This is a genomic window from Neisseria sp. 19428wB4_WF04 (genome assembly GCF_015235335.1).
In the GTDB taxonomy this organism is placed as follows: Bacteria; Pseudomonadota; Gammaproteobacteria; order Burkholderiales; family Neisseriaceae; genus Neisseria; species Neisseria musculi.
On sequence record NZ_JADGLG010000019.1, the window covers coordinates 14845 to 40146 of the forward strand.

22 protein-coding genes are annotated in these 25302 nt (G+C 51.4%); 10 read left to right on the forward strand and 12 right to left on the reverse strand.

All coding sequences use genetic code 11. The annotated features are described in order from the left end of the window. Positions 1 to 39 precede the first annotated feature (39 nt). The 6 genes from rlmD (at position 40) to IR141_RS05910 (ending at position 5739) form a co-directional block, all read left to right on the forward strand. A complete protein-coding gene (gene rlmD / locus IR141_RS05885) occupies positions 40 to 1368 on the forward strand; it encodes a 23S rRNA (uracil(1939)-C(5))-methyltransferase RlmD (RefSeq protein WP_135034717.1) in 1329 nt (442 codons plus the stop codon). A gap of 191 nt (positions 1369 to 1559) precedes the next feature. Further along, positions 1560 to 2993: a M48 family metallopeptidase gene (locus IR141_RS05890; protein WP_135034737.1), complete on the forward strand. Its 1434-nt coding sequence runs from the start codon at positions 1560 to 1562 to the stop codon at positions 2991 to 2993. A 23-nt stretch (positions 2994 to 3016) separates the two neighbouring features. Next, positions 3017 to 4111 (forward strand): response regulator, encoded by a 1095-nt coding sequence (locus IR141_RS05895; RefSeq protein WP_135034738.1) that lies wholly within the window; start codon positions 3017 to 3019, stop codon positions 4109 to 4111. A gap of 16 nt (positions 4112 to 4127) precedes the next feature. After that, the gene (locus IR141_RS05900; RefSeq protein WP_054617398.1) at positions 4128 to 4664 is read left to right on the forward strand and encodes an ATP/GTP-binding protein; all 537 of its coding nucleotides are present in this window, start codon (positions 4128 to 4130) and stop codon (positions 4662 to 4664) included. A gap of 1 nt (position 4665) precedes the next feature. After that, entirely contained in the window at positions 4666 to 5307 is a 642-nt protein-coding gene (locus IR141_RS05905) for a peptidase M23 (protein WP_135034718.1), read from the forward strand. Between the two features lie 69 nt (positions 5308 to 5376). Then, positions 5377 to 5739: a roadblock/LC7 domain-containing protein gene (locus tag IR141_RS05910; protein WP_135034719.1), complete on the forward strand. Its 363-nt coding sequence runs from the start codon at positions 5377 to 5379 to the stop codon at positions 5737 to 5739. Between the two features lie 896 nt (positions 5740 to 6635). On the opposite strand, the gene pmbA is transcribed toward IR141_RS05910, so the two are convergent. Then, positions 6636 to 7964, reverse strand: a complete 1329-nt coding sequence (gene pmbA / locus IR141_RS05915) for a metalloprotease PmbA (RefSeq protein ID WP_135034720.1) — start codon at positions 7962 to 7964, stop codon at positions 6636 to 6638. A gap of 131 nt (positions 7965 to 8095) precedes the next feature. Here pmbA and yjgA point away from each other — a divergent pair, with 131 nt between their 5' ends. Then, a complete protein-coding gene (gene yjgA / locus IR141_RS05920; protein WP_135034721.1) occupies positions 8096 to 8620 on the forward strand; it encodes a ribosome biogenesis factor YjgA in 525 nt (174 codons plus the stop codon). Positions 8621 to 9189: 569 nt separating this feature from the next. Then, positions 9190 to 9939 (forward strand): amino acid ABC transporter permease, encoded by a 750-nt coding sequence (locus tag IR141_RS05925; RefSeq protein ID WP_135034722.1) that lies wholly within the window; start codon positions 9190 to 9192, stop codon positions 9937 to 9939. Between the two features lie 448 nt (positions 9940 to 10387). Here IR141_RS05925 and rpoH read toward each other — a convergent pair whose 3' ends face one another. The 3 genes from rpoH to IR141_RS05940 form a co-directional block, all read right to left on the reverse strand. Beyond that, the gene (gene rpoH / locus IR141_RS05930) at positions 10388 to 11248 is read right to left on the reverse strand and encodes an RNA polymerase sigma factor RpoH (protein WP_135034739.1); all 861 of its coding nucleotides are present in this window, start codon (positions 11246 to 11248) and stop codon (positions 10388 to 10390) included. 412 nt (positions 11249 to 11660) lie between these two features. Continuing rightward, positions 11661 to 13241 (reverse strand): apolipoprotein N-acyltransferase, encoded by a 1581-nt coding sequence (gene lnt / locus IR141_RS05935; protein WP_135034724.1) that lies wholly within the window; start codon positions 13239 to 13241, stop codon positions 11661 to 11663. Positions 13242 to 13448: 207 nt separating this feature from the next. Then, complete coding sequence (locus IR141_RS05940) at positions 13449 to 14321, reverse strand: DUF808 domain-containing protein (protein ID WP_135034725.1); 873 nt, start codon at positions 14319 to 14321, stop codon at positions 13449 to 13451. 192 nt (positions 14322 to 14513) lie between these two features. Between IR141_RS05940 and IR141_RS05945 the strand changes: the two genes are divergently transcribed. Further along, complete coding sequence (locus IR141_RS05945) at positions 14514 to 16244, forward strand: potassium/proton antiporter (RefSeq protein WP_135034726.1); 1731 nt, start codon at positions 14514 to 14516, stop codon at positions 16242 to 16244. Positions 16245 to 16348: 104 nt separating this feature from the next. On the opposite strand, the gene aspS is transcribed toward IR141_RS05945, so the two are convergent. From aspS to rpsT, 4 genes are all read right to left on the reverse strand, one after another. Continuing rightward, a complete protein-coding gene (gene aspS / locus IR141_RS05950) occupies positions 16349 to 18157 on the reverse strand; it encodes an aspartate--tRNA ligase (RefSeq protein ID WP_135034740.1) in 1809 nt (602 codons plus the stop codon). Positions 18158 to 18301: 144 nt separating this feature from the next. Beyond that, on the reverse strand, positions 18302 to 19000 hold the full coding sequence (locus tag IR141_RS05955) for a DUF502 domain-containing protein (RefSeq protein WP_135034727.1): 699 nt from the start codon (positions 18998 to 19000) through the stop codon (positions 18302 to 18304). Positions 19001 to 19098: 98 nt separating this feature from the next. Continuing rightward, positions 19099 to 20241: a phospholipase A gene (locus IR141_RS05960; protein WP_135034728.1), complete on the reverse strand. Its 1143-nt coding sequence runs from the start codon at positions 20239 to 20241 to the stop codon at positions 19099 to 19101. A gap of 236 nt (positions 20242 to 20477) precedes the next feature. Continuing rightward, on the reverse strand, positions 20478 to 20741 hold the full coding sequence (rpsT, locus tag IR141_RS05965; protein WP_135034729.1) for a 30S ribosomal protein S20: 264 nt from the start codon (positions 20739 to 20741) through the stop codon (positions 20478 to 20480). 331 nt (positions 20742 to 21072) lie between these two features. On the opposite strand from rpsT, the gene IR141_RS05970 reads away from it, so the two are divergent. After that, positions 21073 to 22221: an extracellular solute-binding protein gene (locus IR141_RS05970; protein ID WP_135034730.1), complete on the forward strand. Its 1149-nt coding sequence runs from the start codon at positions 21073 to 21075 to the stop codon at positions 22219 to 22221. 370 nt (positions 22222 to 22591) lie between these two features. Here the strand turns inward: IR141_RS05970 and IR141_RS05975 are convergent, their stop codons facing one another. The 4 genes from IR141_RS05975 to IR141_RS05990 form a co-directional block, all read right to left on the reverse strand. Then, positions 22592 to 23056 carry a ClpXP protease specificity-enhancing factor gene (locus IR141_RS05975; RefSeq protein ID WP_135034731.1) on the reverse strand — a complete coding sequence of 155 codons (465 nt, stop codon included), beginning with the start codon at positions 23054 to 23056 and terminating at the stop codon, positions 22592 to 22594. A 51-nt stretch (positions 23057 to 23107) separates the two neighbouring features. Then, positions 23108 to 23713, reverse strand: coding sequence for a glutathione S-transferase N-terminal domain-containing protein (locus IR141_RS05980; protein ID WP_135034732.1), 606 nt, complete (start codon positions 23711 to 23713; stop codon positions 23108 to 23110). A gap of 142 nt (positions 23714 to 23855) precedes the next feature. Further along, positions 23856 to 24071 carry a hypothetical protein gene (locus IR141_RS05985; RefSeq protein ID WP_135034733.1) on the reverse strand — a complete coding sequence of 72 codons (216 nt, stop codon included), beginning with the start codon at positions 24069 to 24071 and terminating at the stop codon, positions 23856 to 23858. A 793-nt stretch (positions 24072 to 24864) separates the two neighbouring features. After that, positions 24865 to 25077 (reverse strand): hypothetical protein, encoded by a 213-nt coding sequence (locus IR141_RS05990; protein ID WP_135034734.1) that lies wholly within the window; start codon positions 25075 to 25077, stop codon positions 24865 to 24867. Between the last annotated feature and the right edge of the window lie 225 nt (positions 25078 to 25302).

A 25302-nucleotide genomic window follows, 5' to 3' on the forward strand; every position in this document is an offset into this window, starting at 1 on the left:
CGAGAGCGGTGTTGCACCCCGTATTTTACGGCTTAAAAAATGAAGCAGGTGATTGAATTCAATAATACGGCCGATGTGCTTTCGATAGATTATGAAGGCAGGGGCGTTGCCCGCATTAACGGCAAAACGGTTTTTATTAAAGGCGCGCTGCCTAACGAGCGGGTGGCGTTCCGCCTTATCCGCAGCAAAAAACAGTTTGACGAAGCAGAGGCGGTCAGCATTATCAGGCCGTCTGAAGAGCGTGTTGCACCCAAGTGTTGTTATTTTAATACATGCGGCGGCTGCGTGCTCCAACATGCCTCACCCCGCGCGCAAGTTGCCTTTAAACAAAGAATATTAGAAGAACAATTATCACGAATCGGCAAAGTCTTCCCCGAGCAGATTCTGCCTCCGGTTTACGGCAGCACCTGGGGATACCGGCACAGAGTGCGCTTTAGTGTGTCGGCCGATAAGCAGGGGCGTGTCCGCGTGGGCTTTCGAGAAAAGCAAAGTCATCATATCGTGGCAATTGAAAGCTGCCCCGTTTTGCCTATGCATGTTTCTGCCATACTGCCGGGTCTGAACAGGCTGATGCAGGATTTTGTTAAGATAAACGGACGGGTTAATTATATAGAGTGTGCCGTTGGGGAACAGCTGACGGTTTTGAATGTCTGTATGCAGGAAACGCTCGAACAAGCCGCCTGCAAGCTGCTCGAAAGGTTTTCAGACGACCTCAACCAAAGCGGTGGAAAATGGCAGATATGGATACAGCACGGCAAAAAAGCAGCTTATCCGCTATGCCCCGAAAACGCACCGGAGCCGGCTTACCGCCTGCCCGAATTTGATGTGGAAATGCCTTTTCTCCCCGGTGACTTCACCCAAATCAACACAGAGATGAACGCACTGATGGTGGGGCGCGCCTTGCGGCTGCTGGATGCCCGGCCCAACGAGCGCGTGGCCGATTTGTTTTGCGGACTGGGCAATTTCACCTTGCCCATAGCCAAAAGCGCCGCAGAGGTTGTCGGCCTAGAGGAAGCAGATTATCTGGTGCGCCGCGCCCGCAGCAATGCGGCGTTAAACGGCTGCACGAATGCAAAATTCCGCCAGACGGATCTGTTTGCAACCACGCCTGCCACAGTAACACAATGGGGATATTTCGATAAAATGCTGCTCGACCCGCCCCGCGCCGGTGCTTATGCCGTTACACAGGCTTTACACGCGCCCTATTTACCGAAGAGGATAGTTTATGTATCTTGCAATCCGTCCACACTGGCCAGAGATGCTGCCGTATTGGCCGGCAAAGGCTACTGCTTCAAAGCAGCGGGAGTAATAAATATGTTTGCCCAAACAGCGCATGTGGAATCGATAGCTTGGTTTGAGTTGCATTAATACCCACATTAATGACGTGCTGATACGTTTTGATGTAATAATCGGTTAAATCATGTTATTATAATGCACTTAGGGGGACAGTATTACTTTATGTATGCCCGCCGTAACCGAAATCCGTTTTGAATTAATTTGTTCGGGCTGCAACACGTATCGGGAGATATCCTTTGGATTATTCACTTTTAATTATAGTAATGCTTTCGGCTCTGCTCGTTTTATTGATTGTCCGTTACAAGCAGGGCGCGGGCAATGCAAAAAAGCAGAAAACAGGCAGGCCGTCTGAATCCGGCCGCCGCTTGGAGAGTCGGGATCACGCTGCCGATGGCACGGATTGGATGAGCCAGGTTTCCCAATCGGTATCGGAAACCGAAAACAGCGACTGGGGCTGGGATAGCGCAGGGCAAGTCGAAACGTCAACCGCAGCAGTATCTGCTCAAGAAGTCGATCCGCTAACCGAGTATCAGGTTTACAAACAGTTCGGCTACGAAAGCAAAGCCGCCGCTTCTCTGGCCGGCTATCTGAACGGACTGGCTGACGGCGCGCCTGAAAAACTCGTACACGAATTAATCGGATTAAACCTGCGCACAGGCGATATTGATTTGTTGGCCGACACTTTGGAGCGGCACGGCAATGTTTTGCCTGAAGAAAGCCTGGCCGAATATGTGAAAGCAGGGTTGCTTGCCAATTCCACCCACCTGCAGCTGCGTGTTATTGCAGAACGCCGCCTTGGCTGGAATATGCAGGAGGTTTCGCGCCAGATCGGTGAAAAAACCAGCTTGGAAGAAATCCAATCGGCAGTATCTGCTCCCGTACTGACCATCAACACCGAAAATACATCCCATATTAATAGCGCGGGTGCAGATAAACGCACGCCTATCGTTATCGGCCGCAATACCGATTTGGACAGCGTAACCGAAGAGGAAATGGGCGCTGTTATCGGTTTTGTAAAGCCTGAAAAGAGCGCCAAGATTTTAAGGGGCAAAGTAGATTATGAAACCGCTTTGCGCCAATATAATAAAGCCATTCAAAAATCCACCAAACCTGCAAGTCTGATTATCGATGCCTTGAAACTGGATTATCAAAACGAGGAAGTCAATCAATTTGCAAAACACTTGTGGAAACTGTATTACACATTGGGGCAATATGGTCGTCAGGTAAAAGAACGGATGCTGGGCTGGGGTTACAGCTTGGGGTATCACGAAGTATTCGATGACTTGGAAAGGGGGCCGTCTGAACAGAAAGTTCGTGAAATCGGACTGGCAAGAGGTTATTTACAACCAACTTCCATGCAACTGAAATCCAAATACCGTGACCTGGTACAAAAAGACGATTCCCTCATCAATGCAAATTCTTCACCTGCCGAAGAAGCCATTAAAGAAGTAGAATCCTTGTTGATGTACGGTCAATTGGATCAGGCCATCGGCACTTTGGAGCAGGCAGTATTGCAATACCCACAAGAATCCCAGCTGTATATCATGTTGTTCGACCTTTACGAGCGTGCGGAAGATTGGTCCCGTTTAGAACAATTCTTACGCCTGCTCCGCGAGCGTGTGGCAAGCCTGCCTGAGGAAGTTGTTTTGGCGATGAGCCGGTTGTTACGCCGAGTGAATCAACATTCTAAACAGTAAATACTTTTTAAAGAGTGCCGATGATGGACAATTCGTTACCGAAAGTAAAAACCGTGCGGATTATGCTGCAAGAGATGGGCGAGCAACAAGAAGCCGTTTTCCGTATGGCATTTAAAATGCACAACACAACCAACTATGAAATCGTGACCGCCGAATCGGCAGAACAACCGGATTTGATTTTGGTAGACACGGATACCGAACAGGGTGTCGCCAGTTGGAAAAAAGCAAAAGAGGCCTACCCCGGTATTCCGGTAGCTATGTTTTCAGCCAAATATCCCAATGTTACTACTCCTTACTTGGCCAAACCGATTAAATTCGACACCTTGTTTCCTATTTTAAGAAGCCTGTCACAGGGTGGTGAAATCTTTGAATTTTCCGAACAAAAACAAAAGGAAGCTTCAGGCATAGGTGCAGATGGTACGCGCAAGGCAACCATCCACCGCTTCAATCCTCAGAAAGGTTTGCTGGGCGCTTTAAGATTTGCCGGCCAAGGCAGCCAGGATATCGCCGTATTACATGAAGGCAAACCGGTATTGATTGTGTTCCCCTCTATTCAGCGCGTGCTATTGACTGTGAGTGCCGCCGAACTTGAGAAGCTGAGTAAAGACGACAATCTCACTGTAGTCTGCAAAGCAGTGCCCGATAATCCCCAGTGGAAAGAAAAAGCCAAAGTAACGATTATGTCGTGTTTGTGGCAAATGGCCATTTGGACGGCACAAGGCCGTCTGGTTTATCCGATGACGCCGCAAACTGTGTTCACACTCAAACGGTGGCCCAATCTAACCCGCTTGGCTCCGGTATCGGAATCTATGCGTTTATCGGCATTCTTAACCAAAACGTCAGTCAATCTGAATATTCTTTATAAAGTCATGCCTTTGGAAATGCCGGATATTCTCAACTATTTGGCCGCAACTTACGTTACTGGATTTTTGGCTACCGATGCTGAATTTACCAACCAAGACAAGCCGGCCAATATATCTGCAGAAGGTATCAAAGTAGGAGGAGAAGTTCCCGATAACCAGATGAGTAAAGATGCCCAAAAAGCAGTCAGTCCGTCTGCCGAGCAGCCCCGCAGCTTGTTGCAACGTCTGATGCGCAAACTTATCGGCAAGAAATAATTCAAGGGGTTACATAATGAAAGAGAATAAAATTATTTTTACCGGCCCCGTAGGTGTGGGTAAAACAACGGCTATTTCTGCTTTATCTGACGAACCGCCGGTGCAAACCGATGCTGACGCTTCCGATATGACTTTGGTGCGTAAAGGTTATACGACAGTTGCTATGGATTATGGCGTTATACGTTTGGATGAGGAGACCAAAGTCCATTTATACGGCACCCCGGGCCAAGAGCGTTTTAACTTCATGTGGGAAATTTTGAGCCAAGGGAGCATGGGCTTGATTTTACTATTAGATAACACTCGAACCAATCCTTTGAAGGACTTGCAGTTTTTCTTGGACGCCTTTCGTGAGTTATTGAAAACTGCCCCATTAGTTGTCGGCGTTACTAAAATGGATATCCGTTCCTTGCCCGGGGTGGATGTATATCAAAAATATTTGGCTCAGAATAATTTTAATGTACCGGTATTTGAAATAGATGCACGACGAGAAGACGATGTCAAACAATTAGTTAGTGCAATGCTCTTTTCAATTGATCCGGGATTAGAGGTATAAGATGGAATCTACACTTTCTTTACAATCAAATTTGTACCCCAAAATCACGCCGGCCGGTGCATATTATGCGGTTTCGGGAGATACGCCCAGTGCCAGCCGAACACTTTTATACGGTCTGTTGCGGGCAAATCCTGCCGAAACCATCAGTAGCGAAAAACTCTTGGCTTGGGCAGATACCAATGACATTGATAGTGCGTTAAATCTGCTTTACCGCCTTCAGCGCTTGGAGTTCTTATATGGTGACGAAAATGTCGGCAACAACGACACCAATCTGACTGACGAAGAACTACCGGAGCTGCTGGCTAAACTGTCAAATTCAGGTAAAGCGTTGCTGGCAGATGAAAATGGCCTGTATTTTGCAAATGCCGGCTTCCATCACGAAGCAGCAGAGGAAGTAGGAGTTTTAGCCGGAGAAATTGCAGCCGTTGTCGATAAGCACCAGTTATTGATTAAAAACAACCTACATATCCACCATAGTGCGTGGGGCATCTGTGATCCTTCAGGCCAAAGCGAATTAACTTTTTTCCCTCTTTATGTCGGTATGAGCAAACTGATTTTGGTTATCGGAGGGATACCTGATTTAAATAAAGAAGAGTTCGTTACTTTGGTGAAAGTATTGCATAATCGTTACGGGCGTCATTAAGCAGACACTGTACCACTCTCTCGGCAGGCTTTCCAACCGGCTTGGCTACTTCGCAAGATAGGATAAAAAATGCGTGAACAATTATTGATTTCTGTATTAAGTGACTTAAACAATACATCTACTGATATTACCGCATCTGCAGTGATTTCAACCGATGGTTTACCGATTGCAACATTACTACCCAGCAATCTCAATGCAGACCGTGTAGGCGCTATGTCTGCAACTTTGCTGGCATTGGGTAACCGTGCCGTTCACGAGCTGGCTTGCGGTGAACTCGATCAAGTGATGGTGAAAGGATCGCATGGCTACGTTTTACTGAGCCAGGCAGGAAGCAATGCTGTTTTGGCATTGATGGCACGGGAAAGCGGTAAATTGGGCTTGATTTTGCTGGATGCCAAACGTGCAGCCAAACACATTGCCGATATTTTATAAAAACGGCTAGGAAGCAAATACCCAAAACTTGGCAATATTCCATAGTCGGAATTTAAAAACAATCTGCTGTTTCACTTTAGATCCAACCACTTCCGATGCTGTTGAAATAACCGCAATCAATGCCCGGACATTAATGAATGTCCGGGCATTAATCCTTACCTATCTGGAAATCAGGATCGCTTTATTGTGCTGGAGAACCACTTTCTTTATCCGGCATGATCGGATTGGGCAAACTTTACTTCGGCACACTGCACTGCGTATCAGAGCTAAGCATGGACGCAGTGCATCAGACAAAATCCCAGTTTTCAGAATATTTGAATTGCCTATACCGAAAAATTGCGACTGCCCCGCTCCTGTTAATCAATAGTTATACACGACCATATTGATTGTAATATATGACGGCCTTGCAGCTATAGGTGACAAAAAGCATTGCCTGCATCCATTATGGCCTTAGTGAGTTTGCCCGTAACAATCGGCATATTAGGCATATTAACAATATCGATTATTTCGGGCCTTATAACAAAGGAGAGTTTGCCAATTTTACAACACTCAAAAGGATGTGGTTTACCTGCATTTGAAAGAGGCTTAATTTATAGGTTTAACCATTGCCATAGAGATTTGGTAGATATTAATGAAAATGCCCCGCAATTACTCTGGTTCGTCCTTTTACTTCCCGAGTCTCTATCTTTAAGCTTTAAGGCCGTCTGAAAATATTGGACTGCCTCTGTTGAAAACCAATTTAAACAGGTTTTTTTGTTTTTCTGAAATATCATATAGCTCCAAATAGTTCCAAACCAACTTCAAAACAGCTTGGTAATAAAAACAAGATTAATCTGTTTATTCAATAATCTCCCCAATTTAGCAATAACAGACGGCTAGCAAGAATATAGCCGACTCTAAGTGCCGGCCACCGTCATATTTTCCACCAACACCGAGCCGATTTTGTTTGATGAGCGCGGTAGGGCATCATCAGCCACACCGACAATGTTGAGATACATATCCTGCAAGCGGCCGGCGATGGTGATTTTCTCCACCGGGTAGGCAATCACACCGTTTTCCACCCAAAAACCCGCCGCACCGCGCGAATAATCTCCGGTAAGCATATTGACGCCCTGCCCCATCAACTCGGTTACCAGCAAACCTGTACCCATCGTTTTGAGCAGGCCGGCCTGCCCGGCGTGGGTGTGGTTCAGATAAAGATTGTGCGCACCGCCGGCGTTGGCGGTGGTTTGCATACCGAGTTTGCGCGCACTGTAGCTGCTTAAAAAATAACCCTGCACCACGCCGTTTTCCAGCACGAAACGCGGCTTGGTCGCCACACCTTCGGCATCGAAATAAGTGCTGCCGAATGCCTGCTGAGTATGCGGCTCTTCGCGCAGATTGAGAAAATCGGGCAAAACCTGCCTGCCGATGCTGTCGGTGAGGAAGCTGCTTTGGCGGTATAACGCGCCGCCGCTCAGGCCGCCGATTAGATGGCCGATTAATCCGCCCGCCACACCGGTATCAAACAGCACGGGATAGCTGCCGGTGGGAATACTGCGTGCGCCCAAACGGCTTACGGTACGCTGCGCAGCGGTGCGGCCTATGTTTGCGGGAGTATCCAAATCGGCATCACGGCAGGAGACATCGTACCAGTAATCACGCTGCATACCGTTTTCGCCTGAGGCCACCACGCTGCAGGAAATGCTGTGGCGCGTGCCTTGCTGGTGGGCGCAAAAGCCGTGCGAGTTGCCGTAAACATATTGGTAATGGCCGGTTTGCACACCCGCGCCTTCCGAATTGCTGATACGCCGGTCATAATCAAGTGCGGCCTGTTCGCATTGTTTGGCAAGGTTCACAGCCTCTTCAGTGGACAGATCCCACTGATAGTATTTGTCTAAATCACCGATATACCCGGCCATCAAATCCGCATCAGCCAAACCCGCGCACTCGTCTTCGGCGGTATAGCGGGCAATATCCACGGCAGCACGCACCGTATCGCGCAATGCCTGCGGCGAGAAATCTGCAGTGCTGGCGCGGCCTTTGCGCCGGCCTGCATACACCGTGATGTCGAGCGATTTATCCTGTTGGTATTCGATTTGCTCGATTTCACCCAAACGCACACTCACGTTTTGCCCCAGCGATTCGTTCACATCGGCTTCTGCAGCAGTGGCCCCCAGCTGCGCCGCCAATTGCAACGCCTGCCCGCAAAGCGACAGCAGCTCGTCTTGACTATGGTTGAACATACATTTTCCTGTTAGAAAAGCTGCGGTATTTTAACTGTTTTCAGACGGCCCCAGTTAAATTCCACCTATCACAAAGATAGTGCGGCGGCTTATGCTAAAATGCCGAAAGTGCTTCAACGGACACCAAAACAATGAGCAGCAGCGATCAAGAACGGGTAAGCAAAACCCAAATGAAAAAACAGATGGACGGCCTGCAAGACCTCGGCATGCAGCTGACCGGGCTTTCTAGCGACACCCTGAAAAAAATCGGCCTGCCCGAAGATTTATACGAAGCCGTTCTAGCCTATAAAACAATCACTTCCAACAGCGCCATCAAGCGCCAGGCGCAATATATCGGCCGCCTGATGCGCGATACCGACCCCGAGCCCATCGCGCGCTACTTAGCCAAACTGCGCGGCGGCAACGCCGCCCACAACGCCTTTCTGCAACGGGTGGAGCAGGCTCGTGGCCGCCTGATTACCACCGATGAAGCCCTCACCGCCTTTATCGCCGATTATCCGCACGCCGATGCAGGCAAACTCCGCACTCTAATCCGCAACACCCGTAAGGAGCAGGAACTCAACAAACCGCCGAAAAACTTCCGCGCCCTGTTTCAGGAAATCAAAGCCGTGATGGACGGCGGCACAGCCCGGCAAGATACCGGCACCAACGAGTGATGCGGGGAATCCGGTTTATCGGCCACAGCAGCTTTCAGACGGCCTGAAAGCCCTGCAGATTCGGCATAGCAAACCCTGCGTTTGCAATGTTCAAAAACAATGCTTATCCAGTCTGGCCCAAACACCCGGCAAGTACGCGTAGGACGAATCCGCTTTATTTTCCGTACACAGCAGCAAAGCTTCGGGCAATCCAAACAATACGGAACCGGCCCTGTTACCGCTTCAGCGGCTTACGAAACCACTCTCTTCAAGTTCAGACACAGCAATGCAACGGAATGAAGCAGGCTTACCATATGCCGCCCCTTGCCCGACAGCTACCTCTTCGGGAGCCGCTCAAACGCACCAACTGCCTTCTGTTGCAGTTGGATTACCCTAACAGGCCACCGTTACAGCATTTTGCCACGCCCTGCCGTACATGAAGCCTGCCACGCCATATCGCAGCGTATCCACCCCGACAAACCGGCTGTCTGAAATAAATCATCTCAACAAATGTATTTTCTTGTAAAATAGCCGAATTCACATTGTGGCCGTGCGCCTTTTCCTTTACTTCGTTTTCTGAAAAGCCAAGCATGAATTTCCGTTTCGACATTATCTACGAATATCGCGAGATGTTCCTCTACGGCGCACTGACCACGCTGGGGCTGACGGTGGCTGCCACTTTGGGCGGCACGGTTTTGGGCCTGTTTGGCGCGCTGGCACGTTTGACCCGCTTTGAAAAAGGCAACCCCCTGATGTGCGCGCTGGCGTGGCTGTTGCGCACCGTTTCATGGGTATATATCACGCTGTTTCGGGGCACGCCTTTATATGTACAGATTTTCATTTGGTATTTCGTGTGGGCGGTAGCCTTGATCCACCCCACAGACGGCTGGCTGATCAGTGGTGATTTAGCCGTGGAGCTGCGCCGCAACTACGGCGCTCTGATTGCCGGCACACTGGCATTAACCGTGAACGCAGGTGCCTATATTACCGAGATTTTCCGCGCAGGTATCCAGTCTGTCGACCGCGGCCAAATTGAAGCCGCCCGCTCGCTGGGGCTGACTTATCCGCAGGCTATGCGTTATGTTATTCTGCCGCAGGCGTTGCGCCGCATGCTGCCGCCGCTGGCCAACGAATTTATCACGCTGCTGAAAGACAGCTCGCTGCTCTCGGCGATTGCCGTTACCGAGTTGGCCTATGTGCAGGCCACCATCTCAGGGCGGTTTTCAATTTACGACACGCCGCTCTATACTGTGGCACTGATTTATCTGATTATGACCATGTGTTTGGGCTGGCTGTTTTCATGGCTGGAAAAACGCTATAACACGGCAGGGAACCGTTAGTATAAACGCCTGCAGATTCAATTTTGAATGCGGCTTTCCAAACAGCAGAAGGCCGTCTGAAATAAACTGCATCCCAATAGTCGGACACTCCGCCCGATTATGGGATGCGGTTTTATATGGGGCATACACGCGGGTTGCGGGGATTTACCGGTTTGCGGTGCCGCTTCAGCGGCTTGCAGAACACTTATCTTTGGGCTGAGATACGCCGGCACACTGTGGCGGTTTCAGCGTAGGCCGGCCATCACAACCACGATAAGACCGAGGCGGCGTGAAAAAACCGAGCCCTATTGGATGCGGGGTTCGGTGCTTTAAAACCGTTTGATTAAGCGGTTGCAATCGGAAGGCAGTTTATTTTTCAGACGGCCTCAATATAAAATGCACCCCATGAAAGGGTGCATTTGTATATTCTTTTTAATCACTTGAATTTATACCGGCACACAGCCCCTGCTTAAACGGCTTCCGCTTCTTCGGCAAGAAAACCGCGCAGTTTCTGCATGGCTTTGGCTTCGATTTGGCGGATACGCTCGGCAGATACGCCGTATTCTGCCGCCAAGTCGTGCAGGGTCAACCCGCCATCATCTTGCAGCCAGCGGCTTTCAACGATGCGGCGGCTGCGGTCGTCCAATTGCGCCAGCGCATTTTGCAAGCCTTCGGTTTGCAGCGCATAGTGGGCTTTTCGGGCGATTTGCCGGGTCGGCTCGGTATCGTTGTCGGCCAGCCAGTCGATGGGGGCAAAGCTGTCTTCATCATCGCTGTTGTCGGCCATGATGCCGATGTCGCGGCCGGTCATGCGCTGCTCCATTTCGAGCACTTCCGAGAGTTTCACACCCAAATCGTCTGCGATTTCCTGCGCTTCTTTAGGGCTTAAAGCGTTGAGGTTTTTACGCATACTGCGCAGGTTGAAAAACAGTTTGCGCTGCGGCTTGGTGGTGGCAACGCGCACCAAACGCCAGTTGCGCAGGATAAATTCGTGGATTTCGGCTTTAATCCAATGCACGGCAAACGAAAACAGGCGCGCGCCGCGGGCAGGCTCGAAACGTTTCACGGCCTTCATCAGGCCGATATTGCCTTCTTGAATCAGGTCGGCCTGGTTGAGACCGTAACCATCGTAACCGCGCGCAATCGATACGACTACACGCAGGTGCGAAAGAATGAGTTGCTTGGCGGCTTCGAGATCGCCCTGCAGCCGGCACTCTGCCAGCCGGGTTTCTTCTTCGGCAGTGAGCATGGGAATATTGTTTACAGTATGAATATACTGCTCCAAGCTGCCGTGTCCGCTGGGTACGGGTAATGCAAAAGCTTTATTCATAGTCATTGATTGGCTTTCCTTATAGTGTGTCAGGCCGGGTTGCGTTTGCTGCAACAACCTTATCATTAAATCGGATTCTCTGTCTGTATGGTTTCAATGTTCAATAGGTAAACTTTTGTATTTTTGCATTCTCAATTGATTTAAAATATTTGAGTGGTTTTGTCGGAAATAGTTCCCTATTAAAACACAGTTTCTAGCTATTGCGGGGTTTTATTTCCAAGCATTTGCCAACGTTGGAAAATATCATTTTCGGCCGTCTGAAATCCGATTGGCGGATCAACTTAAACTTCCGCTTCGGCGTTTCGATGTTCCGCATCAAACAATTGCTTGCACTTCTTGCACTATAGTGTATCTGCTTTATTTCCGCTACAGCATTGCTGCGCCCTGCCGTGTTGTCTGTATCGGCTGCGGCTTACTGCCTGATATCGGAAACAGGCGGGCTCGCCACATAACGGTGGTAATTCCCCCACACAAACAGGCCGGCAGCCGACACGCCCAACAAAATAACGAGCGGCCATGAGCCGCCAAGCTTCATATATGGGGTTTCGCCGACATAACCTTTGATGCGCCCTTCCAAAACGGTGGCGGTATCAGGCACAGCCTGAGCAACAATGCGGCCTTTCGGATCAACAATGGCGGTAGCACCGGTATTGGTGGCACGCACCATATAGCGGCCCAACTCCAGCGCACGCGCCTGCGACTGCTGCAAATGTTGGAACATGGCATTGGATTTTCCATACCACGCCATATTGCTGGCATTGGCCAACAGCGTAGATTGCCCGGCGGAAGCGATTAACTCATCGCCGAAACCGTCTTCATAGCAGATATTGAAAGCCACTTTCTGATTGGCCATCTGAAACGGCGCCTGGGCGTTACCGCCGCGTTTGAAATCGGCCAGCGGCATATTCATCATTTGATAGAGCGGCTCAGTGAGCCGCGGCAGCGGTTTGTATTCGCCAAACGGCACCAAGTGGTTTTTGGCGTAATACTCAATATGCTCAGGCACTTCTTCGCGGTAATGCAACAGATTGATAACGGCATTTTCATAACCGAGGCCGTCTGAAGTGTATTGGCCGATACCCACAGCCAGCGCGCTGCCGTTGGCTTCTGCCCGGCGGGCAAACTGCGCCAGCAGCCCCTGCGGCAAATCCTGGCGCATCAGCGGAATCGCGGTTTCGGGCAGAATCACAATATCGGCGCGGCTGCCCGCCACTTGGGCATAATAACGCTCGACCGTGGGAAGAAACTGCTCCGGCACCCACTTCAACGTTTGCGCAATATTGCCCTGTGCCAGCGCCACGGTGGCGGTGCTGCCGTCGGGGCGGGTGAAATCGATGTTTTTGGCGGCAAAACCGACTGCGGCCAGCAGCACGATGCCGCCCAAAGCTGCCGCGCGCTGTTTCAGACGGCCTGAAGCGTCCACCGCCAATACCAGCCACGCGCCGGCACAGGCGGCGGCCAGCGTAACCAGATGGATGCCGCCCAAAGGGGCAAAACCGGCCAGCGGGCTGTGGTCGGCGATTTGCGAATAGCCCAGCGCGCCCCAGCCGAAACCCGTCAGCAGGCGTTCGCGGGCAAACTCGGCCAGTGTCCACAACAGCGGCAGTGCCACACCGATGCGCCAAGCGCGCGGCAGGTTGAATTTTTTCAGCAGCCAAAATGCCGCGGCAGGATAAAGGGCGAGAAACGCGGGCAGCAGAAAGGTAAGCGGCACCGCATAAAGATTGGGCAGGCCGGACACGGTGTGCAGCGCGGTGTGTATCCAGTAAAACTGCGCGGCATAAGTGATCAGGCCGAACAGATAAGCGCTTTTCACGGCGTGCTGCGGGCGCAGCTCGGTAAGGCGGATTAACGCGCCGAACAAAAGCGGCATCAGCCAGAAATGGTAATACGGTGCAAACGCCAACGGCGTTGCGGCAGCAACAACCGCCAGCAACGGCCAGTAATACAACGGCTTCTGCCAGATTGATTCGAGTTTTCGGATAAGGTTCATAAACATTTGCATAAAAGGCCGTCTGAAAAGCATCTGTTTGTTTTCAGACGGCCTCAACGGTAGATTAAGGCAAGGCACCGGCTGCAAACAATTAATTGAAAGACAATACAAAACCGATTCTGTTGCCGCTTTGGGAGAGCTTGCAAATCGTTCTCCGAAATGCGGCGGGCAAGGCCGCATCTTTTTATTTTTATTCACGATACTGTGTCAGTGCGCTTTTTTCCTGCCGAAGCATTTCATCACCGGCAGCACCGCCGCACACACCAGCACACCGGTCAAAACGCCGACCGCGAGCGTGGCAAGCTGGCCGACAAAGCCGCTGTCCCAATGCAGGGCGTGCAGAAAATCGTGAACGAAGCCGATATTGTGCACAATGATGCCGCCGCCCACCAAAAACACCGCCAGCATACCTGCCACACTCAGGGCGCGCATAAACCACGGCATAAACAGAATAATGCCCCTGCCCGCCGCGCGCGCTGCGGCAGAAGGTTTACTCATCAGCCACATACCGAAATCATCAGCCTTCACAATGCCGGCCACCAAACCATACACCAACACGGTCATGCCGATGCCGATGGCCGACATCACCAGCGACTGAGTCAGCAGGCTGTAGCCGCCCACCACGCCCAACGCAATGATGATGATTTCGGCCGACAAGATAAAATCGGTGCGCACAGCGCCTTTGATTTTGGTTTTTTCATCAACGATTTCATCACTGGCGGCATGATGCCCGCCGCTGTGTTGGTTTAAAAATTTGTGCAGCAGTTTTTCCACACCTTCAAAACACAGAAACACACCGCCGACAACCAACAGCGGCGTAATCAGCCACGGCAGGAACACCGACAGCAGCAGCGAAAGCGGCACCAATACCGCCTTATTCACCAGCGAGCCTTTCGCCACCGCCCACACAATCGGCAGCTCGCGGTCGGCGCTCACGCCGGTTACCTGGTTGGCATTGAGTGCCAAGTCATCGCCCACCACGCCGGCAGTTTTTTTGGCCGCCACCTTGGTCATCACCGCCACATCGTCAAGCACCGCGGCAATATCGTCCAGCAAAGTAAAAAGAGAGGCAAACGCCACAATATATCCATCAACGCTAAAACAGAGCGCGCATTATAGCCGATTTCGCCGCATTCTTTCAGACGGCCCGCCCAAAAGCGGAAAGGCCGTCTGAAAACCCGCTGCAAAACCATCGTGTTCATTAAGAAACAAGCATTTTCATGCTAAAATGCGCACGTTTCTTTCAACTATAAAACACACACATTCACGATAATGGACGGACTCAACAGTTTATTCTTACTCTGCGGGCTGCTGCTGTTTCTCAGCGTGATTTCCACCACCCTCTCCGCCCGGCTGGGCATGCCGCTGCTGCTGATGTTTTTGGTGGTGGGCATATTGGCAGGCGAAGAAGGCATAGGCGGCATTCATTTCGATAATTTTTTCACCGCCACCGCCATCGGCCAGCTGGCATTGGCAGTGATTCTGCTTGACGGCGGCCTGCGCACCAGACTCGACAGCTTCCGTATCGCGCTCAAGCCCGCCGCCTTGCTGGCAAGCTGGGGCGTGATTGCCACCGTGGCACTGCTGGGTCTGTTTGCCACCTGGTATATGGACTGGGATTGGCGTTTCGGCATTCTCATGGCCGCTATTGTCGGCTCCACCGATGCCGGCGCAGTGTTCAGCCTACTGCGCAACAGCGGTGTCCGTCTCAACGAACGGGTGCAGGCCACCCTCGAAATCGAATCGGGCGCCAACGACCCGATGGCGATATTTTTAGTTACCGCGCTGATTTCGCTCACCCTGACCCCTGAAGAATCGGGCATTTTGTCATTTTTATGGATGCTGCTGCTCCAACTCGGTTTCGGTTTGGCTGCAGGCTTTGTGGGCGGCAAAATCCTGTCGCGGCTCACGCGCCGTCTGAACCTGGCCGAGGGCCTCTATGCCCTGATGATTGTGTCGGGCGGCCTGCTGATTTTCGGCTTCACCAACCTGGCCGGCGGCAGCGGCTTCTTAGCCGTGTATCTGGCCGGCATCATTGTGGGCAACCGCCACAGCCACGCCACCGAACATGTTTTGCGCGTGATGGACGGGCTGGCCTGGCTCGCGCAAGCCAGCATGTTTGTGGTGTTGGGCCTGCTGGTTACCCCCCACCGCCTGCTGGAATCAGGCCCGGACGCGCTGGCCATTGCCGCCTTTCTGATGCTGGTGGCGCGCCCGCTGGCAGTGGTGAGCAGCATTTGGAAATTCCACTACAGCCGCCGCGAAACCGCCTATATCAGCTGGGTGGGATTGCGCGGCGCAGTGCCGATTACCCTGGCAATGATGCCGCTGGTAATGGGTGTACCCAACGCCCGCCTGCTGTTTGACGTGGCTTTTGCGGTGGTGATTTTGTCGCTGCTGATTCAAGGCACCACCATTCCCGTGGTGGCGCGCTGGCTGAAAGTAACCGTGCCGCCCAAGCCCGAGCCTGCCGACAGCCGCGAAATCTGGCTTTCCGAAAGCGAATCGGTGCCGCTGCTGGCCTATGAAGTGTTGGCCGACTCCGATGCCGAAGGTATGCATCCCGATGAAGTGGCGCAAGACTTAGACTTGCTCTCCACCCGCTGTTTCGCCTTAATCCGCAACGGCAAGCGTGAGGAACTGGGGCTGGACACCCGCCTGCAGGCGGGCGATATTGCCTGGTATATCGTGCCGCCCGAGCAGGTGGAAACCATCGCCAAACGCTTTACCGAAACCGGCAGCTCCGTGCGCATGAATTTCAATTTCTTCGGCGAATTTGTGGTCAATCCTTCCAGCATGGCGGGCGACTTGGCCGATGCCTACGGCCTAGAGCTTAACGAAGAAGAACGCAACCTGACCCTGCGCGGCCTGTTTCACAAACGCTTCGAAGGCAACCTGCCGGTAGAAGGCGACCGCATCCACATCGGCGGCTTCATCCTCACTGTAAAGGAAACCGAATCCGACGGCTCGATGAAATGGCTGGGGCTGAAATGCCCGAGTTAGATGCAGATCCCGCCGCATAACGTTATTTCGGGCAACCCGCATACCGGAGTGGCCGTCTGAAAAACTCTTTCAGACGGCCTGTGTTGTTTGAGCGGCCAAACCCGTTAAGCCTCTTTGCTTTCTGCCGCTTTCTGGCGCAGACGCAGACTGAGTTCGCGCAGCTGTTTGTCGTCCACAGCGTTGGGGGCGTTGGTCAGCAGGCATTGTGCGCGCTGGGTTTTCGGGAAGGCAATCACATCGCGGATGGATTCGGCACCGGCCATCAGCGTAACCAAACGATCGAGGCCGAACGCCAAGCCGCCGTGCGGGGGCGCGCCGTATTTCAGATTGTCCAGCAGAAAACCGAATTTGTTTTGCTGCTCTTCAGGCGTGATTTTCAGCGCGGCAAACACTTTTTCCTGAATGTCGGCGCGGTGGATACGGATGGAGCCGCCGCCGATTTCCCAGCCGTTGAGTACCATATCGTAGGCGCGGGCGAGACAGTTTTCCGGGTCGCTTTCCATCAGGTTTTCATGGCCGGGCTTTGGCGAAGTGAAGGGGTGGTGCATGGCGGCGTAGCGGCCGCTTTCTTCATCGTATTCGAACATCGGGAAATCCACCACCCACAGCGGGCGCCATTCATCGGTGAAATAGCCGTTTTCGGCACCGTGTTCGTGGCCGATTTTAATGCGCAGCGCGCCAATGGCTTCATTGACAACCTTGGCTTTGTCGGCACCGAAGAAAATGATGTCGCCGTTTTGCGCGCCGGTTTGGGCAATGATTTCTTTCAGGGCGTTTTCAGACAGGAATTTCACAATCGGCGACTGCAGGCCGCTGTCTTCACCGTTGGAAAGGTTGGTAACATCGTTCACTTTGATGTAGGCCAAGCCTTTGGCTCCGTAGATGCCGACAAATCTGGTGTATTCATCGATGTCTTTGCGGGAAAGTTTGGCACCGCCGGGCACGCGCAAAGCAACCACGCGTCCGCCCTTCATGTCGGCGGCGGCGCGGAACACTTTAAACTCTTCCGATTTCATCAGGGCGGTCAGTTCGGTAAATTTCAGGCTCACGCGCATATCGGGTTTGTCGGAGCCATAATAGAACAAGGCCTCCGAATACGGCATACGCGGGAAGTTGCCGAGCTCTGCCCCCAACACTTCTTTAAACACCTGCCTGGCCATGCCTTCGGTGATGTCCATGATTTCGTTTTCATCGAGAAACGAGGTTTCGATATCGATCTGGGTGAATTCGGGTTGGCGGTCGGCGCGCAAATCTTCATCGCGGAAACATTTGGTGATTTGGTAGTAGCGGTCGAAACCGGCCACCATCAGCAATTGTTTGAAAAGCTGCGGCGATTGCGGCAGCGCGAAAAACTCCCCCGGGTGTACGCGGCTGGGCACCAGATAATCGCGTGCGCCTTCGGGGGTGGAGCGGGTGAGCATCGGTGTTTCGATGTCGATAAAGCCTTGCGCATCAAGATAGCGGCGCACACCCATCGCCACTTGGTAGCGCAGGCGCAGGTTGCGCTGCATGGCGGTGCGGCGCAAATCGATAACGCGGTTGGTTAAACGCACGTTTTCGCTCAGGTTTTCATCATCGATTTGGAACGGCGGCGTGGCGGCGGCGTTTAACACTTCGATTTCTTTGGCGAGAATCTCAATGTTGCCGGAAACCATTTTATCGTTGGCGGTACCCTCGGGGCGGTTGCGCACGCGGCCGGTGATGCTCAAAACGTATTCGTTGCGCGCGGAATCGGCCGTCTGAAACGCTTCGGGGGTGTCGGGGTCGATGACCACCTGCACAATGCCTTCACGGTCGCGCAGGTCGATGAAAATCACGCCGCCGTGATCGCGCCGGCGGTGCACCCAACCTTTGACGGTAACGGTTTGGTCTAGATACTGCTCGTTAATCAAGCCACAATAATTGGTACGCATAAATAAAACCTTCGGTTTGTTTTCGTTTGATTTTCTTAAGAATGTGTCGGGCGGTATCGGCAGGCCGTCTGAAAAGGCTTTACTGCGCAGCGGCTGCACGGTGGTTTTTTCAGACGGCCTGCAATCCAAACCACTGCGTTACGCTTATTCTTGCCCTGCGGGGTGTTCAGACGGCTTCTGCGCATCGGGCAGGGCTTTCGCCGACCGGTCTTCCGGCATTACCATGCCTAGCGAAATCACATATTTCAAGGCATCGTCCACGCTCATATCCAGCTCGCGCACATCGCTTTTTTTTACCATCACATAATAACCGCCGGTGGGGTTGGGCGTGGTCGGCACATAAACGGAAAGGTATTCTTCGCCATTATCGAGGCTGCGACCCACGGCATCGGCAAGGCTGCCCGACACAAAAGCGATCGTCCAGATGCCCGGCTGGGGAAACGGCACTAAAACAGGGGTTTTGAATGAGCGGCTGTTGTCGGAAAACAGTGATTCCGAAACTTTTTTTACGCTGGAATAAATCGATTTCACCACAGGAATGCGGCCGAGCATGTTGTCCCATACCGCAATAATCTGCCTGCCCAGCATATTGGCGGCAAACAGGCCGGTGGCAAACAACACGGCCACCGCCACAATCACGCCCAAGCCGGGAATGTTGAAGCCTATCAGGTTGGCCGGCTGCCATTTGAGCGGCAGCAGCTGGAACAGCCGGTCGGATGCGGAAACGATATAGGTGATCACCCACACGGTTACGGCTATCGGCAGCCACACCAAAACACCTGTAATCAGGTATTTTTTCAATGCGCTGGAGATGCCGCCGCTTTCAGCCGCATTTTTTGCCATATCAATATCCCATACGTGGTAAACGGTAAGTGCTGCCCGAACGCTCCATTATACGCATTCGGGCAGCAAGAAACGAGTGCCTGCTGCAAATTTGGCGGTTAAAAACCATCCCAATCGTTGAGCATCACGCCAAACCCTATGCTGTTGTGTTTGTGGTTGTAGTCCAACAGATTTTCGCCGTAACCATGATAACCTTGTACATAAGCTTTGAGCTTGCCTTTTATCGGAAAGGTGTAGTCGGCCTGCACGCCGCCTTTGCCGGTTTTGGGATTGTAGCGCATGGTGGCGGCAACGGTTTGTTTGTCGTTGAAACGGTATTGCAGCTTCACATCGCCGTAGCCCATGTAGTCGGTGATATCGGGGTTGTCGTCATTGTCGCCGCCTGGGTCGAATGCGCGCACCCACAGACGCGGAATCACGGTAAGTTTGCCCCACTCCATACCTGCCATGCCGTATAAACGGTTCCATGAGCGCGACATCGGGCGGCTTTGCCCGTTGGATTGGTGCATAAAACCCAAACCCAGCATACGCAGCCTGCCGCCGCCCGGCAAACCGGCTTTCACGGGCTGGGTGATGAAAATTTCAGGGCTGTAATCGTTATTGCGGAACGGGGCCGATTCCTCACCTTGGTTCCACAGCTGCCAATGGGCGGTTTGAGTATAGCCAAACCACACATCGGAGCGGGTACGGAACACATCCTCCAGCAGTTTGGTTTTAAACGACACCTGCATTTTGGTTTCCGCCCTTTTTTGGTCTTCGCTGCGGGTGTCGCTGGTTGCGCCGCGCGTGGGCGACACAGGCCGGCGGTTGGGGCTGCTGTTATACCATGCGGGCAGCAGATACATGGGATGGTGTTCGCGCACCGACAAAATGCCGCGCACATCGTTTTGATCCAAATCATACATCAAACTCAGCGGCGTATAAGCATCAGCGGCATCGCTCAGGGCTTGAGCAAAACCTTTGCCGCCACTATCTTGGCCAAACACAATCTCCGGCTCTTTTTTTGCGATGCTCTTATCCACCGACTTTACCAAATCCACCGCTTTGGGCGGCTGCTTTTCCACTACCGGAGGCGTTTGCGGCGGGAATCGGGCAGCATAGATTTTGTCGAAACAGGCCAAACGCAAGGCGTTGTCCCGTATCAGCGTACATTGCAGCGCAGCATCGCCGCTTTCCGCAAATACTGCGCAAGAGAATGCCGCCAAGCCGCATCCTGCGGCAACAAAAAGTTTCCATGTCATATCGGCTGCCTTTGATGTGCCGGGTATATTCAGGCCGTCTGAAACCGTTGCTTGTCAAATAGTTGAGAAACAAGTAACGCCACGGTTTCAATGCTGCCGCTGATGCAATCCGCTTCTGCGGCAGGCGAAAAGCAAATGCCCTGAAAGGCTCGATATCCGCTTTTCAGGGGCATTATATATTTTAAGCAAGACTCCAATCCGTTGCGGCGGAAAATAAACGCCGCACCAAAACCGGCTTAGGCCAATGCTTTAATTTTGGCAGACAGACGGCTCTTGTGGCGGGCTGCCTTGTTTTTGTGGTAAATGCCTTTATCGGCAATGCGGTCGATTATTTTTACCGAATCTCGGTAAACCGCTTGTGCCGCAGCTTTATCACCGGCTTCAACCGCTTTCAATACCTTCTTAACCGCAGTGCGGAAAGCGGTACGCAAACTGGCGTTGTGGGCACGTTGTTTAACCGACTGGCGGGCACGCTTGCGGGCTTGTGCGCTGTTGGCCATATTGAATGTCTCCTGATAAAAATCAAAATTTAATTTCGTAAACGCGCAATTTTAAATACTTAACCTTATCCGCGCAAGTGTTTTCAATCCCCGACCCTGCCTGCGGCAATCTACTCGAATTCTGCCCGAATAAACGGCGCCCCTGCTGCCCGCCGTTTTTCAGACGGCCTGTGTGCCCCCCCCGAATTCGGCAGCGCAAAGAAAATATATATATATCACTTTGATTTTTATTAAGCATTCCTTTACAATAGCTTTTACCGCAACCGGGGTTTTGATGGAGCCGCGGTTTTTTTCGTTCATCCAACCCTTTCACATCAGAAAGCCAACCCGTATGAAAAAATCTGTATTAGCCGTTATCGCAGCTTTGTCTTTGGCAGCATGCGGCGGCCAAAGCGAGCAAAAACCCGCCCAGCCTCAAGCAGATGCAGGATCTGCCGCCGCTGCCGGCGGACTGCCCGCCACTGATACGCTCAATATCTACAATTGGTCGAACTATGTTGACGAGAGTACTGTTGAAGACTTCAAAAAAACCAACAATTTGAAGCTTACTTACGACCTGTATGAAAACAACGAAACGCTGGAAGCAAAAGTGCTGACCGGCAGATCAGGTTACGACCTGGTAGTGCCCGGCATAGCATTCCTTCCGCGCCAAATCAAGGCAGGGGCTTATCAGAAAGTACATAAAGATTTAATTCCCAACTATCAAAATATTGATCCCGAGCTGTTGAAAATGCTCGAAACCGCCGACCCGGGCAATGAATACGCCGTGCCCTATTTTTCAGGTGTGAACACTTTGGCCATCACGGCCAAGGGCAAAGAGGTTTTAGGCGGAAAACTGCCTGAAAACGGCTGGGATCTGCTCTTCAAACCCGAATACACCGGCAAACTGAAATCCTGCGGCATCGTGCTGTGGGACACGCCGTCTGAAATGTTTCCGATTGTGTTGAACTATCTGGGCAAAGACCCGAAAGGCAGCAATGCCGAAGATATCAAAGCTGCCGCCGATGTGCTGCAGGACGTCCGCCCCGATGTGAAGCGTTTCAGCCCTTCGGTAATCGATGAGCTGGCGCGCGGCGATGTATGCCTAGCGGCCGGCAACGGCGGCGATCTCAACATGGCCAAAGCGCGTTCCGAAGAAGTGAAAAATAATGTCGGCATCGAAGTGCTCACGCCCAAAGGCATGGGCTTCTGGATTGAGTCTTGGCTGATTCCCGCCGATGCGAAAAACACGTTGAACGCACACAAATACATCAACTACACGCTGGATCCCGAAGTGGCCGCAAAAAACGCCAATGCAGTAACTTTCGCCCCTGCCAGCCTGCCGGCACGCGAAAAAATGGATCCCAAGCTGGTGGGTACACGTTCGATTTTTCCCACTGTCGATGATATGAAAAACGGTTTCGTGATGCCTCAGATGGAAGGCGATGCGAAGAAACTCACGGTAAACCTGTGGCAGAAAATCAAAGTAGGATCAAACTGACAGCGGGCGTGATACCGCACGCAACAACGGCTGCGTTTGACGCAGCCGTTGTTTTATTTCTACACCGGTGGCATGCCGGAGAGCCAGCGGTTTGAATCGTGCACATCTACTTGGATTGTTTTCGCAGCACTTGGATTTCATGCAGATATTTCTATCGTTTTTAGAAAGCAACCTACCCGACCCTCCCTGAACCGGTCAGTCTACCCAAATACAAAACAAAGCATTGCAAACAGTCAAAATACAAATCGGGCAGCCCGCCATTATTGATATAACGGCTATTTCAAACCCACCGCTTAGGTGTGGTGTGCATTTTCAGACGGCCTGAATGAATTTTGCAGCAATATCGGCCTGTTAAAAGTGTGTGCCCGCGCTATTTCACCAACTTCAAACCTTTTTTAGGCCTGGCGGCATTATTCCCGCCGCCGTCTTCGGGCGCAGAGCCGACCTCGGCCTCTGCTTCCGGCTGTTCCTTTTCCACCAAATGCAGGGCACTGCTGCCTTTTTTCTCACTGTCTGTTTGGTAAGGTTCGACTTCAAACCCCATGCCTTCACCGCTTTCGCGGGCAAAAATGCTGATAACGTGGCCGATGGGAATCCAGATTTCGTGCGCCACACCGCCGAAGCGGGCAGAAAAATGTATCCATTCGTTATCCATCGTCAGCGCATGGCTGGCGATGGTGCCGATATTCAATACGATTTCATTATCACGCACATATTGCATAGGCACACGGGTATGCTCATTCACCCAGGCGACAATGTGCGGCGTTTGGTTATTGTCCAAACACCATTCGTAAAACGCGCGCAACAGATAAGGCTTGGTGCTGGTAGTTGTCATGACGGCATTCCTTTTGATAAGGCGGTTTCAGACGGCCAATCTCGACAGCACTCAGCGGCGCATGGCTTTTTCGGCGGGGGTGAGGGCTTCAATGAAAGCCTCGCGCTGGAAAATACGCTCGGCGTATTTCAAAATCGGAGCAGCAGATTTGCTCAGCTTGATATCATAGTGATCCAAACGCCACAACAGCGGCGACAAGGCAACATCAATCATTGAAAACTCATCGCCCATGATGTATTTGGTTTTAGCGAAAGAAGGCGCCAGCATGGTGAGGCCTTGGGCGATGGCTTCCCGGGCTTTGGCCTGCTCTTTGCCGCCGACTTCCGGCGATTCAAGCACTTTCACATAGCTGAAAAGCTCTTTTTCCATGCGGAACAGCACCAAGCGGCCTCTGCCGCGCATCACAGGGTCGCCGGGCATCAGCTGCGGGTGGGGGAAACGTTCGTCAATGTATTCATTGATGATGTTGGATTCGTACAGAATCAGATCGCGTTCAACCAAAACAGGCACTTGGTTATAAGGGTTCATAACCGCTAAATCTTCAGGCTTGTTGAAGATATCAACATCTTTAATTTCAAAATCCATGCCTTTTTCAAACAATACGAAACGGCAGCGCTGGCTGAACGGACAGGTAATGCCTGAATAAAGTATCATCATAATGGTATTGGCTCCAGCTTAAACACCGCCCGAATATTTTCAGACGGCCTGATGTTTTGCAGAATAAAAATCAGGCAGAATTATAGCCGACTTATTGCTTTTAAGCCAAGAAAATCATATTAACCAATTGTTTTTAAAATATTTATAAACTTACTAGTATAGATTGGCAACCATAACGGGCTGCCAAAATAAAGATAATCCATTGCAAACTAAAAAATCCACACAGAAAAAACTGCTTGATTTTTGTGTGAGAAACCGCCGCCGGTCCGATGGGGATATTCCCGATATCCAAACTAATTCTGCCATGTTGTTCCACCGCACAATCCACCAAGCCACCACCTGCCATTTGGAATTTCATGCAGGCAAAATTTTTTGGGGCACAGCCGAATGGGGCGAAACTGCTTCTACAGACGCAGCAAAGGTAAACTGTAGCTGTGGCCGTTGCGCAGCGAGATAAATATAGATGTCGTCAGTGTTCCGAAACATCGTGGCAAGGTGTTTACTTTCACGGAAGACAACACCAAACAGGATACCTTACTTTTAGTTGTTGTCAAAAGAGAAACCATATAGGATGGTATAGTTTATACCAACTATCACAAGAGTTATGATGTACCGACCATGACTGGATTTATTCACCACCGCATCAATCAGTCCAAGTGGTTTCCAAACCACCACACGTAAACAGTATTGAAAACTTCCGAAATCATACCAAATACACTCCAAGGAGATGCAACGGAACCAGTCGGAAATTGTTCCCGCTGTCCTTGAAAGAATATGGATTAACTTCAGCACACCGAAAGAACTATTCAAAACGTTACAAGATTGAATGTGTGGCTTAGGCATAAGCAGCGGCAGCTTTTACACTATAAAACGATGGTTTTTGCATTACAAGTGGGCGAGAGTAAATACAAACTTTTGCACAAAACACCACGCTTTTAAAGCCCTTAAAACTTAAATACCATATTATCCTCATCCCCCCAACCCCTTGGGCACGCTGGTTATCAAACCCACTGAAGTCATGCCGTCAAACGCCGCCCATTCGTTGGGGCGGTATTGTTTTATAAAATCCAGATAATCCATGAGCCCACTGCGTGTGCTGCTGAAGAATATGAAAGGCAGGCGTACCAAGCACATAAGCTGAAGAAACTGCACTATGCCGAAGTAATGCAGGTTGGCATACCCTGCAATGTCGAAACATACGGCGGATCGAGTACAAATAAGGTATTCGGCTGCTCAGTGAATTGTGGCAGCAGCGTTTGAAATGGTTGGGAAACAATTTCTAATCCTTTCAGATAGCCATCGACATCGGGATAATCGGTTTGCCGGATACAGTTATACATATGTTTATCGAGAAATTCGGCCATTGTTCCCGCTTAATTACTGCTAAACAGCAGCCATGAGCACAGGCAATGCAGGTCTTTGTAGCTGTTGAAATCCTGAATGGCGGGCTTTGGTCGGTTTGTGTAGTAAAAGCTAGCGTTGTTTACAGTATTTGAAAGACAATACTGCATGAATATCCATAAAAATACCCGGCTAACCCCGCATAACCGCCAGGCCATTTGACGCGCTTATACACAAGACAAAATTCA